The sequence below is a fragment of the Bacillus cereus group sp. N21 genome, assembly GCF_016483395.1.
Classification (GTDB): domain Bacteria; phylum Bacillota; class Bacilli; order Bacillales; family Bacillaceae_G; genus Bacillus_A; species Bacillus_A pseudomycoides.
On sequence record NZ_JAEHBX010000015.1, the window covers coordinates 76,154 to 90,787 of the forward strand.

Genomic DNA, 14,634 nt, shown 5'->3' on the forward strand with positions numbered 1-14,634 from the left:
TTTACTTCCCCCTTAATTCTTGGATGATTTCAGCTATGATACTAATCGCTATTTCAGTTGGCCCTTTTCCACCAATTGCAAGCCCTACCGGAGAATGAACATTTTTTGGTATCGCCTTTCCTTCTAATAGACGAGCAGTGCGGTGACGTGGACCTAAAATACCAATATAGCGAACACATTGTTTCAATAACAGTTCAACCAATTGCTGATCGCGTTGAAAATGGTGAGTCATAATCACAACAAAATCTTCTTCTCTTAATAGAAGTCGTGGTACAATCTCTTTCGGAAACCCATTCATACAAACATCTGCACTCGGAAAATGTAAAGAATTACATAACGATTCACGCCAATCACAAACTGTTACAAAAAAGTTTACTTCTTTTGCAAACCGAACAAGAGGTTTCGCATCCTCCCCCGCTCCAAAAATAAAGAGTCGTGGCTTTGGTGCAAAGTGTTGATAAAACCATTTACCGTATAAACCATGTAAGGAATGAGTTGAAAATAAAGCTTCTTCATTCCCAAACATGTCACCATTCTCACTTACAAACAAAGTCTGTAATGAAGAAAGGTTCTTTATCATTCGAACTGAAATACCCTTCTTAAGATATTCATATAGTGTTTGCAAAAAAGCTTTGTACTCCTCATCTATATGCTCAACTAATATACGAATGATGCCGTTGCATCCCATTCCCCAAGATAAATCATCTTCTGCTTTTGTATTAAACTGATGGATAGACCAAGTTTGATTCTCTATTACTTCAGCTGCATAAACAGAAACCTCTTCTTCTAAACAACCTGCACTTAACATTCCGACTTTCGTTCCATCTTCACCAAAAAGCATGATTGTTCCTTCTTTACAATATGCAGATCCTTCTACATGAATAATCGTCGCTAAAGCACATCGTTGTTCACAAGATAGTAGTGCTTCTAGTACAGTATGAACAGAAGTCATCATTGATGCTCCCGTTGTTTTTGTAAGACAGATTTCACAGCTTCTTCAATCTCTTGATAACTTGTGCACCGGCAAATATTAGAACTTAACCATTCTTCAATAACTGAATCATCCACATCCATTTTTTGTGTAACGAGCGCATGACAATTTATAATAAACCCAGGCGTACAATACCCACACTGAAAAGCCCATTTATCTTCAAAAGCTTGCTGAATACGCGTTTCCCGTAAGCCTTCAATCGTTGTAATCCGCTTACCAATCGCTTCCACAGCTAACATAATACAAGACTTAATGGGTATTCCTTCAACAAGAACTGTACAAGCACCGCAATCACCGTTTTCACATCCCGGCTTAGCTCCTGTTAGATCGAGTTGATGTCGTAATGTATATAATAGCGTATCTGCCATTCTGACAATCACTTCTCTACCTTCCCCATTCACATGAAGAATAAATTGCCCCTTTCCCATTATTTCACCCCTTCCAGCTTCATCAGCACATCATAAAGCACATGTTGCAAAACAAACATACGATAAGCACGCGAACCTCGTATATCATCTAATATAGGTGTGGAAATATAAAGAAGGGCGCGCTCAATTCTCTTCCTTACTGGAATATCCCAATCGTTTAACACTGCCTCCATTGCGAGCGACCGAAATGGAAAGGCACACAATCCACTAAATGCAATTCGAATGTTTTCATCACTTTTTAACGCAGCAACTGTTACAAGTGGGTAATCAATTTTCTCTAATTGCCTTTTTTTTACACTGTAATAGGGAGATTCTATATATTTTTGATCGGTGATAATTTGTATGAGAAACTCACCTTTTTGCAATTGTAACTTCTCAATAAACGCTTGCTGTGCCTTGATATACTTTACACCTTCTTTTCCTGCAATAACAAATGTACTATCAGCTAGTAAAAAAGGGAGTACTGCTTCTCTATATATAATTTTCCCTGCAATATTGCCACCAAGCGTAATTTTATTTCTTGCTGTGTGATCTGCAGCTCTTCCGGCAGTCTCTCCAAGAAGGGGGAATACTTTTTCCTCTTGAACTTGTGTTAATGTTAATGTAGCTCCAAGAATAAGCTTTTGGTTATTCCATGCACAAATATTACCTTCGGGAATATCTTTCAAATCAATGACCGCTTTCGCAATTATTTGTTGCAAACGCCCCATTGTAATAATTTCAGTGCCTCCTCCATAATAAATAGGCCTTTTTCCCTCTTTATCCAGCTGATGAAATAATCGGATTGCTTCTTCGATACAATTTGGACGATAATATTCAAAGTCAAATGGTATCATATACACCATTCTCCTCCGCTTGTTTTACTTTCCAAATCAATTCAGGATTAATAGGTAATTGACGAAGTGAAATACTAGCCGCAATAGATAACGCATTCGCTAAAGCAGCTGGCATACCGATAATTCCATGCTCACCAAGCCCTCTAGACCCAAATGCAGCTTGATCATGCGGTACTTCTACAAATTCAGCAATGTATTTTGGGTGTTGCCCATAATGCATCACTTTATAAGAACGAAACTGATTATTAAGAACTCTCCCATACAAGTCATAGTGAAATGTTTCTCTCGTCGCAAAACTTAATCCCATACTCATAGCCCCTATAATTTGTGTTTCTGCTCCTTTTCTATTCAAAATCCTTCCAGCATCTGCAACCGTTACTGCTTTAATTAATTTATACGTATATAATTGTGGATCAAATTCAACCTCTATTGCCTGTGCTCCCACTCCCCACTCTGGTCCTTGTTGCCCTTTTCCTGTTTCATAATCAATCTTTGTTATTCCTTCAAAGATATATGTACCTCTTCCGATTATTTGCGCCCCTGCTACATTCCCACTCGAATCAACATATCCAAAAACAATTTTTGAAAATGGTACGTAAATATCTGGATTTGTTTTTACATATACAGTCTTGTTTGCAATTGTTAATTCACCTGCTGGTATTCCAAGTACATTAGCCGCCGTATCTAGTAACTGCTTCATTACATCTTCCGTCGCTTTTACAACTGCATTTCCAACGAGATGTGTCGTTCGACTGGCAGCTGTTTTCCAATGTTTTGGCGCTATTTGTGTATTGACTTCCATCATAATAGATACATCTTTAACATTCATATTCATTTTTTCTGCAACCATTTGTGTTAAAGTTGTTTTCGTTCCTTGTCCAATTTCCACTGCACCACAATTGACATTTACACTCCCATCACCATTAAAGGTTATAGTCGCACCCGCTCCAGCATTATTTGGTGTAGTCGAATTTTTCCAAAAGCAACTAATTCCTTTTACCCGTATCCTCCCATTTGGTAAAATAATACGATTCCCTTCTTCCCAACTAATAAGCGATTTTAACTTTTGTAAACACGCCTGAATATCCCCCGTATTACTTTTTGTGACTAATACTTGTGTTGGTGTTGTATCTCCTCGTTCAATTGTATTTTTCATACGAAACTCAAGCGGACATATATTTACTTTCTTTGCCAATATATCTATCATTCTTTCAATTACAAATGTATACTCGGCATGACTATATCCACGAAACGATGTCGCATATGGATGATTCGTATACATACAAAGCGAATCACACGATACATGCTGAATTGAGTATGGACCTGTACAGTCTAATCCGGCCGCTTTACTCATGGTCACTGCCCGATCAGCATATGCACCGCCATCAAATAAATATAAAATCTCTGCAGCTTGCAATTTCCCATTCTTTGTACATCCAAGCTTTACTTTTGCTTGTAAACCAATATGAACAGGCGATGTTACAAAATCTTCTTCTCTACTATTCCGCAGGGTAACACGCCTCCCACCCACTGCTTTAGAAGCAAGATACACTAAATACTCAAGTTGTACCGTTGTTTTTCCACCATACGCCCCTCCAACTAAAGGCACATGTACAATTATTTTTTCCTCATCAATTTGAAACGTCTTACTAAGCAATCTTTTAATTTCAAAAGGGGCTTGCGAAGTAGAATGAATAATAACCTCTCCATTTGGCTTAATTTCTACTTTCGCACATCGAGTTTCCATTGCAGTATGATCAGATTGCCGAAAAGAAAACGTTTCCTCTACAACAACTTCACTATTTACAAACCCTTCTCGAATATCTCCCTTACGAATTTTCGTTCTATTTGCAATGTTTGTATGCGCTTCTGGATATACTTCTTCTTCCAATTCATATTGTTCTATATTTTCATGTACGAGTATATCCCTTTCTAAATAGGCTTGCAGCGGGGCGTGAACTACAGGCAGTTTCTTATATGTAACACGTATTTGTGCTGTTGCGTGTTTAGCAATCGCTTCGCTATCCGCTACGACAAGTGCAATAGGCTCACCAAAATACCGAACTTTTTCGTAGGCTAACGGGGGACGATCTACAATACTGGAACCGACCAGAATAGGATAATCTGCGCCTGTTATTACAGCATGAACACCAGGGATTTCCTCAGCTCTCCTTATATCAATACTTTCAATAAAAGCATGCGCATACACACTTGTTAAGAGTTTTGCGTATAAAGTACCTATCTCAATCTCGTCATCCACATATTTTGCTCTACCCGTTACTTTATCCGCACCTTCTTTTCGTTTAATACTTTTTCCAATAATGTGATACGGTTTCATTTTAGCCCTCCCTTCCTTCTACTCTTCTACCAACCTTATTCGTAGCCACCCTCATTTAGTACGGAACTCTTTATAGATGCACAATACCATTAGAGAGAACTTCACCTAACCTTGTGGACAGTTTACGAGTTTGAAATAGATAAGAAGCAGACAGAAAGAGTAATCCTGCAAAACGGTCGATCCATCCCCAGCAAATTCCCATTCAAATAGAAAAATGTCTTTCATGAACAGAATTTCAATGGTTATATAAATAAAAACATATTCTTCACACAAAAAAAGAAGCTCTCCCAACATATAAATTTTAGGACAGCTTCTTTCTTATATTCATTTGAAATTAGATTAAATCCTCAATCGAAAATGCACCCGGTAACAATTGTTCAACCGTTACTTCTTTTTCATCGCCTTTTAGATTTGTTAATAACACTGGCATTTTAGGATCGCAAAACTCTGCAATGACTTGTCTACAAGCTCCGCATGGTGAAATAGGCCCATCTGTTTTACCTGTAATTACTAAATAACTAAAATCACGTTCCCCTTCTGATACTGCTTTAAATATAGCCGTTCTTTCAGCACAATTACATAGACCGTAAGAAGCATTTTCTATATTACAACCTGTATAGATCTTACCTTCTTTCGTAACCAACGCTGCACCAACAGGAAATTTAGAATATGGAATATAAGCTTTTTCTAACATCTTCGTTGCTTCTTCAATGTATCTTTTTTTATCCATGTTATTTCCTCCTCAGAGTAAATTAATCCTATGAACCATTAATCAGTTATAATTGTATGAATTAAGTTAGGAGTTTCAGCCTTTTCTGATACAGAAATGTTTTCATAAATTTTAGCTTTTACATCTTCCACGTTTTCACGATTCGCGTAAATCGTAACAAGTGGTTCCCCTTCTTTTACAGCTTCACCAACTTTTTTACGTAGCATTAAGCCAACAGCTAAATCTATTTCATCTTCTTTTGTTGCACGCCCTGCCCCTAGAAGCATGGCAGCAATGCCTATTTCATCTGCCACAATGTTAGAGACTACACCTGAAGTTTTAGCAGGTACATCAATTACATATTTAGCTTGTGGTAACTTTTCTGGATGATCTACAATTGAGCTATCTCCACCTTGATTACTCAAGAACTCCTTGAACTTCTCAATTGCTTTTCCATTTTTCATAACTTCTTTTAGCATTTCACGTGCTTCTTCTAACGTATTCGCTTTTTTCCCAAGTACAACCATTTGACTACCTAATACAAGTACTAATTCCGTTAAATCTTCTGGACCTTCCCCTTTTAATGTATCAATCGCTTCTTGTACTTCAAGAGCATTACCAATTGCAAAGCCAAGAGGTTGTGACATGTCTGAAATAACAGCCATTGTTTGACGTCCAACATTATTTCCGATTCGTACCATTGCGTGTGCTAATTCTTTCGCATCCTCTTCGGTTTTCATGAATGCACCAGCACCTGTCTTAACATCAAGAACAATCGCATCAGCACCAGCCGCAATCTTTTTACTCATAATCGAACTTGCGATTAACGGAATTGAATTCACTGTTCCAGTAACATCACGTAGTGCATATATTTTTTTATCGGCAGGCGTTAAATTTCCTGTTTGTCCAATAATTGCAACCTTGTCACGGTTCACTAATTCGATGAATTGCTCTTTCGTAATTTCAACATGGAAGCCTTCTACTGCTTCTAATTTATCAATTGTACCACCCGTATGACCTAAACCTCGACCAGACATTTTTGCAACTGGTACATCCAAAGCAGCTACTAATGGTCCTAACACTAATGTTGTTGTATCACCAACACCACCAGTTGAATGTTTATCTACTTTAACTCCTTCAATCTCAGATAAATCAATTGTTTCTCCAGAATGCACCATAGCCATCGTTAAATCGGCACGTTCACGGTCAGACATGTCTTTGAAAAAGATAGCCATTGCCAGTGCACTTACTTGGTAATCAGGTATTGATCCATCTGTATACCCTTTGATAAAGAATTGAATCTCCTCTGTTGTTAATTCTTTACCATCACGTTTTTTCGCGATAATATCTACCATTCTCATCTGAATCACCAATCCTTTTTATTTTTTATTCGTCTAGCTCTTAAATTCTTAATATATTAAACCAACTATTGTTGCTGATAAAAAGCTTACTAAAGTTGCACCAAAGAGTAATTTCAAACCAAATCTTGCTACTACATTCCCTTGTTTTTCATTCAAACTTTTAACAGCACCGGCGATAATTCCGATTGAAGAGAAGTTTGCGAATGAAACAAGGAACACTGATATGATTGCTGTTGTTCTGCCTGAAAAATTAAAGTTCCCTTGTGCTAAATTTGTCATAGCTACAAATTCATTTGATACAAGTTTCGTTGCCATGATGTTACCTGCGTTAACAGCTTCATGCCAAGGGACACCTATAATAAAAGCAAATGGCGCAAATACATAGCCAAGGATTTCTTGGAATGAGATACCAATTACCCCTTTAAAAATTGCATTAATGAACGCAATTAAAGCAACAAATCCAATTAACATAGCCGCTACTGTAATAGCAACTTTAAAGCCATCAATTATATACTCCCCTAATACTTCGAAAAAGGTCTTTTTCTCTTCCTCTTGTACTTCTAACATATCTTCTTCTTCAGTAACCTCGTAAGGGTTAATGATAGAAGCGATAATAAAACCACCAAACAAGTTAAGCACTAAAGCGGTTACAACGTATTGAGGCTTTAATAACACCATGTATGATCCAACTATAGACATAGAAACCGTTGACATTGCAGATGCACATAATGTATATAATCTTCTTTCCGATAATAAACCTAACTGTTTCTTAACCGAAATAAATACTTCTGATTGTCCTAGAATCGCTGAAGCTACAGCATTATACGATTCAAGTTTCCCCATTCCATTTATTTTACTTAAAGCTAAACCAATATATTTCACAATAAATGGTAATACCTTAATGTGTTGCAGGATACCAATTAAAGCTGATATGAAAACAATTGGCATTAATACCCCTAAAAAGAATGAAAATTCTTTTTGATTTGCTAAACCACCAAATACAAAATTAACACCATCACCAGCATACTTTAACAATTGTCCAAAACCATCTGCAATCCCAGCAATTAACACGTTCCCGATGCTTGTATTTAATAGTAAGAAACCTAAAATAAACTGAAGTACAATCATCGTTATAATAGGACGATATTTCACTTTTCTTCTATTATTACTAGCAAGCCATGCAATGCCTAACACAATGATCAAGCCTATGATACCGATTACATATTTCATAAAATCCCCCCTCCTTTTCCGTATCCGCTTACATATTTATCAAGTGTTAAAGTAATAGATACACCATGCTCCTTGCAGTTTGTGTATCTATTACTTACAACGTTTTATGAATTAGTAGTTATCTGAAGCACCATTTTTGTCATCTAATACGATTGCAACACTAGCGCTTGCTCCGATTCTAGAAGCTCCAGCTTCAATCATTTTCTCTGCATCTTCTCTTGTACGAACACCACCAGATGCTTTCACACCAACATTTTCTCCAACAGTTTTACGCATTAATGCGATATCTTCAGCAGTCGCTCCACCAGTTGAGAATCCAGTTGAAGTTTTTACAAAGTCAGCTCCAGCTTTTACAGATAATTCACAAGCACGTACTTTTTCTTCATCTGTTAATAAGCATGTTTCAATAATAACTTTTACAAGTGCTTTTCCTTTTGCAGCTTGTACAACTTCGTAAATATCTTTTTCAACGAATTCATTATCGCCATCTTTTAAAGCGCCAACGTTTATTACCATGTCAACTTCAGTTGCACCTTTTGCAATTACATCTTTTGTTTCAAATACTTTTGTTTCAGTTGTATTCGCACCTAAAGGGAAACCAATAACTGTACAAACATCTACATCATGTCCTGCTAATTCTTCGGCTGCTAATTTCACCCATGTAGGATTAATACAAACCGAAGCGAAATTGTATTTTTTTGCTTCTTCTAAAACTTTCATAACGTCTTCTTTTTTAGTATCCGGTTTCAAAACTGTATGATCAATTAACTTTGCAATGTTCATTTTCTTCACTCCTCATATCTTTTAACAACTTCATTCTAACTCTACTTTGAACAAATGTAAACACACTTTTGAAATTATGTTCAATATTTTTTTGAGATAGCGAACTAAGTTTTTAAAATTGACACAAAAAAGGGGATACCCTATTAACAGCTCCCTCATAAAACACAGTATTTATTCATTTATAAAGTGAAACTTTAATCAGTGAAGGGGCTTCACCCCTCACTGATTATCAGCCCTCACCAATCCGACTTTTACGGGATTAAAAAATTCCTTTCACAAATCTCTTATACAAACCATTATTTCATCATGAATTTTTTACTGAAAAACTCATATATTGCACAGCCACATACTAAAAGAAGGTTTCTCAAATTTATACTTTTGAGAAACCTTCTTTTTTAACCTTTTTAATAATTTAAAAGCTCTTTCGCCGTATGCTGATCTATAATCAGCACATTTGCATATCCTCCGCTTAACGCACCATCTATTGCTTTTACTTTTCTAGAACCTCCAGCAACAAGAACAGAGCGTTTTTTTAAGCGCAACTCCTCTAAATCAATACCAATTGTACGCTGATTAATTTCCTCACTGCAAATATTACCAGCTCCATCAAAGAAACGTGAACAAATATCACCAACAGCTTGTTCTTTCAATAAACTCATCTCTTCTTTATCTAAATAGCCTAATCGAAATAATAGAGCTTCGTCTCTAACAGTTCCAACCGTAAAAATTGCAATATTTGCTTGTTTTCCCATTTCAATAATATGGTGAATATGTCTATCCTGTTCCACTAATTCCTTTGTAACTGCGTTATCAAATATAACTGGAAGCGGTAGATTTCGTGGTATCGTTTGAAATGCATCTGCAAATAAAGCGATTGTTTCATTCGCATAGGTATTAACACTTGAGTGACTAATACCCCCTTTTAATTGAACAACCTCTACCCCTTTTACATGTTGCGGCACAATTTTTCTTGCGATTTCATACATAGTGGTTCCCCAGCTCACACCAACGATATCACCATTTGTAACAGTCTTCTCCATATACTCAGCAGCATATTTACTAATATATTCCGTAATAGTCGCATACTCTGGTACCGGAGAAAATACGACGTGCGCTTCTAATAAATTATATTTTTCTCTAAGTAGATTTCCTACATTATCTAAATCAGCAAATGGATCTGCTATGTTAATTTGAACAAATCCTTTTTCTTTCGCATATTTTAAAAGCCTTGAGATGGTCGGTCTGGAAATATTCAGTTTATTAGCAATTTCTTGTTGGCTATAATCAGATTGGTAGTATAATCTTGCAACTTCAACACTTAATTGTTGTTTATCTTTATCCATAGTAGCTATTTATATATCCTTTCCTACATTTTTCTATCATTTACAAGCATTATACCGCTTTATTCTAGGAAATTCGACCATCTAAATTGATAGCCAACATTTTCAGAGTAACTTCAATCAAATTTATTTATTGGGCGAAAAAAATTTCTATCAATAAGTTTCTTTTTTCGGTCCCTTGAATTAACACATATGAAGTTCCTTAAACCTCTATTTATCCTCGTTTCAAACTTCAACCAAAACAAAAAAATCAGCGGAGGCCGCCCCACTGATTAGAGTCTTACTTTATTCTACTACACCTTCATGTAATTTTTCTGTATAATTCTTGACATCCTGCCAACTATCTCTAGCTGTATTCAGATCTTCTTTGATAAAAGTAAACTCCTCAGGACTGATGCCTTTTACATTTTGCAACAAATTATTATACTTCGCTCCAATTGTATACCACTGATTCGATATATTTTGAAGAGAAGTAATGGCTGCATCAATTGTTTCCGTCATATTGATTGTCTTATTTTTAACATCAGTCAAAATAGCTACTTCCGCCTGTGCCCCAGAAATTCTAGCCTTTAAGTTTTCGATTTCTCGTTCTGCATTTGCAATATCTTTCTTAGCGACAGCAATCATCGGCCCACCAGCGAGACAAGTGATTAACGCCACACAAAGTGCTGCTCCCGCAATAACCATATCATTACTTTTTTTAATTGAATCATTGTAAGTATTGATTTGCTGTTGTAAAAGTGGAATTCCAGCATTCGTACTTGCTAAAATTGAGGTTAATTGATTGGAATCATCCTTAAAACTTTTTGTATCTTCTGCCATTCTATTTCGAAACGTTTTTAGATTTCCTAACAGCTTATCCACTTCACTCTGGTTGTTCAAAATAACATTGTACAATTTTTCTAAATCAGATTTCAATTTTCCACTGTCTTTTTGGTCCATAGCTGCTAATAGATTGTTGTAATATGCTTGGAATGTATCATTAAATTCCACAATATTTTGATCCGTCTTCAAAATTTGAGGTTTCATTTCATCTAACCAGTATGTCGCATTCAACTTGGCCTCTTTTTGGTGCTTGATCATATTTTCTCGTAGACTACTATTTACTGCACTTATTTTACTCAAATCTGTTTCTTGTTGATCACGAATTGTTTTCGCATATGCATCCATTGCAAATACACTAGATGTTGTTTGTGCCATTACATCCTGGAATCCTGCAGGACCAAGAGAATAGTTTTTATTACTTTCTTGTAATGAATGTATTTGCCCCTTTTGTTCTGCTGCAAGTGGATGCAGTGGTACAATATTACTTGTCGTAACCCCAAGAACCATCATTGACAACATGATTTTCTTATAAAGCCTCTTATTCATATCTCCACCTACTTTGTATAAAGTACAACTTCTATCAGCTGAGATTCTCTTTATCTCAACCATTCTCTGTGTCTCTCTGTTCACGAATAATGAGATTAAAAATCTCCTGCTCAAAATTGAACAGGAGACCTGCATCCCATACTTTATATGTCCGAAAAAATTATCAAGTATCTCCATATAAAGCATTAGTGATTTATTACGCTTTTGTATCCACTACTTTAATATCCTCAGCATAAATCTTTTCAGCATAATCTTTAATATTTTTCCAGCTATCTTTAGCAATATTTAGATCCTCTTTGATGAAAACAAGATCGTTAGGGCTAATAGATTCAACGTTTTGAAGTAAAGAGTTATATTTTGATCCCATTGTATACCATTGATTTGAAATATTTTGCAGTGCAGTAATGGCTACATCGATTGTATTTGTTAAATATTCAGTTTGAGTTTTAATATTTGTTAAGCCAGCTACCTGTAATTGAGCTTGCGAAATTTGTCCTGTTATCTTTTGGATTTCTGCCTGTGCATTATCAAGTTCTTTCTTCGCTAAAACAATTCCAGCAGTTCCCCCTCCTATCGCTGCTGCTCCACCTGCAATAAGTCCAATTCCTAATGGAGTCCCTGCACCAGTAGCAATTACAACTGCACCACCTATAATCGCGATTGGTCCTAAAGCTGTTGCAACTGACGATCCAATAATAATTGCGTTATATTTACCAATCGCCTCATTATACGTTGTGATTTGGTTTTGCATAAGTGGAATTCCAGCATCTTGACTTGCTAAAATAGACGTTAATTGATTTGCATCACCTTTAAAGTTTTGCGTATCTGTTGTCATTTTATTTCGGAATTGTTTTAGGTCTGCCACTAACTTATCTACTTTTTCTTTGTTCTCTGTAATACTAGCAGATAATCTTGTAAGTCCTTTTGTTAGTGTTGCTTTGTCTTTATTATCTACCGCTGTTACTAACGTATCATAATAGTTTTGGAATTTCGTATTATAATTAATAATATTTTGGTTCGTGGAAATCAATTGCGGTTTAATTGTATCCAACCAATGATTTGCATTTCCTCTAGCAACATCTTGATGATGAACGACTTTTGTTTTTAAAGAATCATCAACTGTCGTTATACCATTAAAATTAACATTAGCTTGTTTGATAATTGTTAAAGCATATAGGTCCATTACTAAAGCATTTGAACCTGTTCTTGCCATCGCATCTCTTAGACCGTCTGGCCCTAATGAATATTCAGAGTACTTGTCCGATGCATCTGATACACTAGCATGAATCGGAATTGGTTTTGTTGTGCTTTCCGCTGCATAAGTATGTGCTGGTAGGATATTACCTGCTGCAACTACTGCCATGATTGCCGATAGAGCCATTACTTTATAAGGTTTTTTTGTCATTTTTCTTCTCTCCCTATATCATTAATTATTATGATGTATTGTCTGCAAGAAATTTAATGTACCATTACATTTGTCACGTAATCTTCAAATTGCTTCGTTTGTTTAGCCATCTCATCATTTAATCTTTTAAGTTGACTAAATTGTTTTTGGAGTGTACTACTATCAATAGAAACACCTGTTGCAAGATTCTCTTTCATTTGAAGCATAGTTTCATTCACTGACTTCCAATCATTCACCAAATACTCCAAAGTTGTAATTTGTCTATTAATTAGCTCCGTAAAACTTTTTACCTGATCTTCAATAAATGTAATTTCAGTTACTTGAATTTCAGATTGTGATAACTTTTGAATAAGTGGTAGTAATTCTTTTTGCTTCTGCTGAATTCTATTCGCAGCTTCTCTTGTTTGACTATCTGCAGCATTTACGATTTCATCGCTAAGAGATCCAATCGATACAAAATCTACTGTTTTTGTCTGAGCTGTTTGATTCGTAATTGTAAAAACTTGTTTCCCAATATTAATTGAGCCTTTAATAATTTCATTTGGTCGATTTAAAATCTTTGTAAGTTCCGCTTGAATCTCTTCTTGAATTCTTTTAATATCCGCTCTTATTTGTACAATATCTCCATTTGAGCCCTTTAATGATTGAATTGCTGTGTCAGCCTTTTGAGATAGACTTGCATTATCTTTATCCAATAAAGCTTTAAAACGATTTAACTCAAGTAAAGTTTGTTCCATGTCATCTTGAATTGTTTGTGATTGACTATGGAGTCTACCGAAAGCGCTTACAAAATCATTTTTTGCTTGTTCATCTTCATTCACTTTTCCAGCTAAATCATATAATTTACTATAATAGCTATTAAATCTTGTACTATATCTCATCATTTCTTGATTTAGATCCATTAACTTCGGATTATACTCATCTACCCATTCACGGACATTCGTTTTTGCGATCTTTTGAAAATCTGTCAAACTACTCATAGCACTTACTTTAATATCTGGCTGTTGTAAAATAACTAATCCGTAAGCTTGTATTAAAGGAGTGTTTGCCCCTAAAGTTCTTATCGAATTTGACAATGTATTTCTAGCCGTAATATTTTGAACACTTGTTTGTTTAAATTCTGATTGATTACTTTCTGCGAAAGCACTTATAGGTGTTAAGCAACTTGTAGATACTGCCGTAACCAATAGCCCTGTAAGTAAAGTCTTTTTCACTTTAACTCCTCCTAATATATTAGTAACTAATTATATTTTTTTATATAGATTTAATACTGTTTATTTCTTTGTAATAGACAAATATAGGAAACGTTTCCATACATATTCAATCTTTTTCGAATATGTATGAACTCTATTAGTTTTTATATTTCCTTATTAGCGATTTCATCCCTTACTTTTTTGATTCAAATTAGAACTACTATCTTAATAAGAAAATAAAATCATATTTTACTATATCCACCTCTTTCGATTCATTAGATTTAAAATATAGCACCACTTGGACTTAAACTAAATCATATAAGCTATTCATCATACCTTTTATTTACTGAATGAATTTCCTACCATGAATCTTCTTCCAATTCCCTATAAAACTAAGAAAGAAGATTGCATATGTTACACAAAAATATTATTCATTTTTCACAATTCATTAATAAGGTTATGAAACAAATAACTGTGTTTAAATTCAAGTTTTATACTGTAGCCTCATTTAAACACAGCTATTTTTTATCGTAAAGGTGTATTTTTTCTTCCGCTATTCCATAGGCTTTTTGTCTTTATTTCAATATAAAGTAACATTAACTTTATAAAATATTAATAGGAGTATTTTTCATTGAAAAGCACCTTTATC

Annotated in this window: 12 protein-coding genes; all 12 read right to left on the reverse strand. The window is 35.2% G+C overall.

The genetic code is table 11. The features are described from left to right. Position 1: 1 nt before the first annotated feature. The gene (locus JDS96_RS11265; RefSeq protein WP_199666807.1) at positions 2-952 is read right to left on the reverse strand and encodes an XdhC family protein; all 951 of its coding nucleotides are present in this window, start codon (positions 950-952) and stop codon (positions 2-4) included. Continuing rightward, complete coding sequence (locus tag JDS96_RS11270; protein ID WP_199666808.1) at positions 952-1,419, reverse strand: (2Fe-2S)-binding protein; 468 nt, start codon at positions 1,417-1,419, stop codon at positions 952-954. Before JDS96_RS11270 ends, JDS96_RS11265 begins: the two co-directional genes overlap by 1 nt. Beyond that, complete coding sequence (locus JDS96_RS11275) at positions 1,419-2,255, reverse strand: FAD binding domain-containing protein (protein ID WP_199666809.1); 837 nt, start codon at positions 2,253-2,255, stop codon at positions 1,419-1,421. Before JDS96_RS11275 ends, JDS96_RS11270 begins: the two co-directional genes overlap by 1 nt. After that, positions 2,242-4,593 carry a xanthine dehydrogenase family protein molybdopterin-binding subunit gene (locus JDS96_RS11280; RefSeq protein ID WP_199666810.1) on the reverse strand — a complete coding sequence of 784 codons (2,352 nt, stop codon included), beginning with the start codon at positions 4,591-4,593 and terminating at the stop codon, positions 2,242-2,244. The genes JDS96_RS11275 and JDS96_RS11280 overlap by 14 nt, the downstream gene beginning before the upstream one ends. Positions 4,594-4,927: 334 nt before the next feature. Next, positions 4,928-5,323 (reverse strand): cytidine deaminase, encoded by a 396-nt coding sequence (locus tag JDS96_RS11285; RefSeq protein WP_003206815.1) that lies wholly within the window; start codon positions 5,321-5,323, stop codon positions 4,928-4,930. A gap of 38 nt (positions 5,324-5,361) precedes the next feature. Next, the gene (locus tag JDS96_RS11290; RefSeq protein ID WP_006094518.1) at positions 5,362-6,663 is read right to left on the reverse strand and encodes a pyrimidine-nucleoside phosphorylase; all 1,302 of its coding nucleotides are present in this window, start codon (positions 6,661-6,663) and stop codon (positions 5,362-5,364) included. Between the two features lie 48 nt (positions 6,664-6,711). Beyond that, positions 6,712-7,893: a NupC/NupG family nucleoside CNT transporter gene (locus tag JDS96_RS11295; protein WP_003196842.1), complete on the reverse strand. Its 1,182-nt coding sequence runs from the start codon at positions 7,891-7,893 to the stop codon at positions 6,712-6,714. 111 nt (positions 7,894-8,004) lie between these two features. After that, positions 8,005-8,676 carry a deoxyribose-phosphate aldolase gene (gene deoC, locus JDS96_RS11300; RefSeq protein WP_018765387.1) on the reverse strand — a complete coding sequence of 224 codons (672 nt, stop codon included), beginning with the start codon at positions 8,674-8,676 and terminating at the stop codon, positions 8,005-8,007. A gap of 404 nt (positions 8,677-9,080) precedes the next feature. Continuing rightward, on the reverse strand, positions 9,081-10,019 hold the full coding sequence (locus tag JDS96_RS11305; RefSeq protein WP_199666811.1) for a sugar-binding transcriptional regulator: 939 nt from the start codon (positions 10,017-10,019) through the stop codon (positions 9,081-9,083). Positions 10,020-10,301: 282 nt separating this feature from the next. Continuing rightward, positions 10,302-11,387 carry a non-hemolytic enterotoxin subunit C gene (gene nheC / locus JDS96_RS11310; RefSeq protein ID WP_033797946.1) on the reverse strand — a complete coding sequence of 362 codons (1,086 nt, stop codon included), beginning with the start codon at positions 11,385-11,387 and terminating at the stop codon, positions 10,302-10,304. A gap of 196 nt (positions 11,388-11,583) precedes the next feature. Continuing rightward, the gene (nheB, locus tag JDS96_RS11315) at positions 11,584-12,792 is read right to left on the reverse strand and encodes a non-hemolytic enterotoxin subunit B (RefSeq protein ID WP_006094514.1); all 1,209 of its coding nucleotides are present in this window, start codon (positions 12,790-12,792) and stop codon (positions 11,584-11,586) included. Between the two features lie 53 nt (positions 12,793-12,845). After that, positions 12,846-14,006 carry a non-hemolytic enterotoxin subunit A gene (gene nheA, locus JDS96_RS11320; RefSeq protein ID WP_003196831.1) on the reverse strand — a complete coding sequence of 387 codons (1,161 nt, stop codon included), beginning with the start codon at positions 14,004-14,006 and terminating at the stop codon, positions 12,846-12,848. Between the last annotated feature and the right edge of the window lie 628 nt (positions 14,007-14,634).

Excerpts from the sequence above, each read along its gene's own strand:
- JDS96_RS11265 (WP_199666807.1), bottom strand. The coding sequence starts at position 952 with ATGACTTCTGTTCATACTGTACTAGAAGCACTACTATCTTGTGAACAA.
- JDS96_RS11270 (WP_199666808.1), bottom strand. The coding sequence starts at position 1,419 with ATGGGAAAGGGGCAATTTATTCTTCATGTGAATGGGGAAGGTAGAGAA.
- JDS96_RS11275 (WP_199666809.1), bottom strand. The coding sequence starts at position 2,255 with ATGATACCATTTGACTTTGAATATTATCGTCCAAATTGTATCGAAGAA.
- JDS96_RS11280 (WP_199666810.1), bottom strand. The coding sequence starts at position 4,593 with ATGAAACCGTATCACATTATTGGAAAAAGTATTAAACGAAAAGAAGGT.
- JDS96_RS11285 (WP_003206815.1), bottom strand. The coding sequence starts at position 5,323 with ATGGATAAAAAAAGATACATTGAAGAAGCAACGAAGATGTTAGAAAAA.
- JDS96_RS11290 (WP_006094518.1), bottom strand. The coding sequence starts at position 6,663 with ATGAGAATGGTAGATATTATCGCGAAAAAACGTGATGGTAAAGAATTA.
- JDS96_RS11295 (WP_003196842.1), bottom strand. The coding sequence starts at position 7,893 with ATGAAATATGTAATCGGTATCATAGGCTTGATCATTGTGTTAGGCATT.
- deoC (WP_018765387.1), bottom strand. The coding sequence starts at position 8,676 with ATGAACATTGCAAAGTTAATTGATCATACAGTTTTGAAACCGGATACT.
- JDS96_RS11305 (WP_199666811.1), bottom strand. The coding sequence starts at position 10,019 with ATGGATAAAGATAAACAACAATTAAGTGTTGAAGTTGCAAGATTATAC.
- nheC (WP_033797946.1), bottom strand. The coding sequence starts at position 11,387 with ATGAATAAGAGGCTTTATAAGAAAATCATGTTGTCAATGATGGTTCTT.
- nheB (WP_006094514.1), bottom strand. The coding sequence starts at position 12,792 with ATGACAAAAAAACCTTATAAAGTAATGGCTCTATCGGCAATCATGGCA.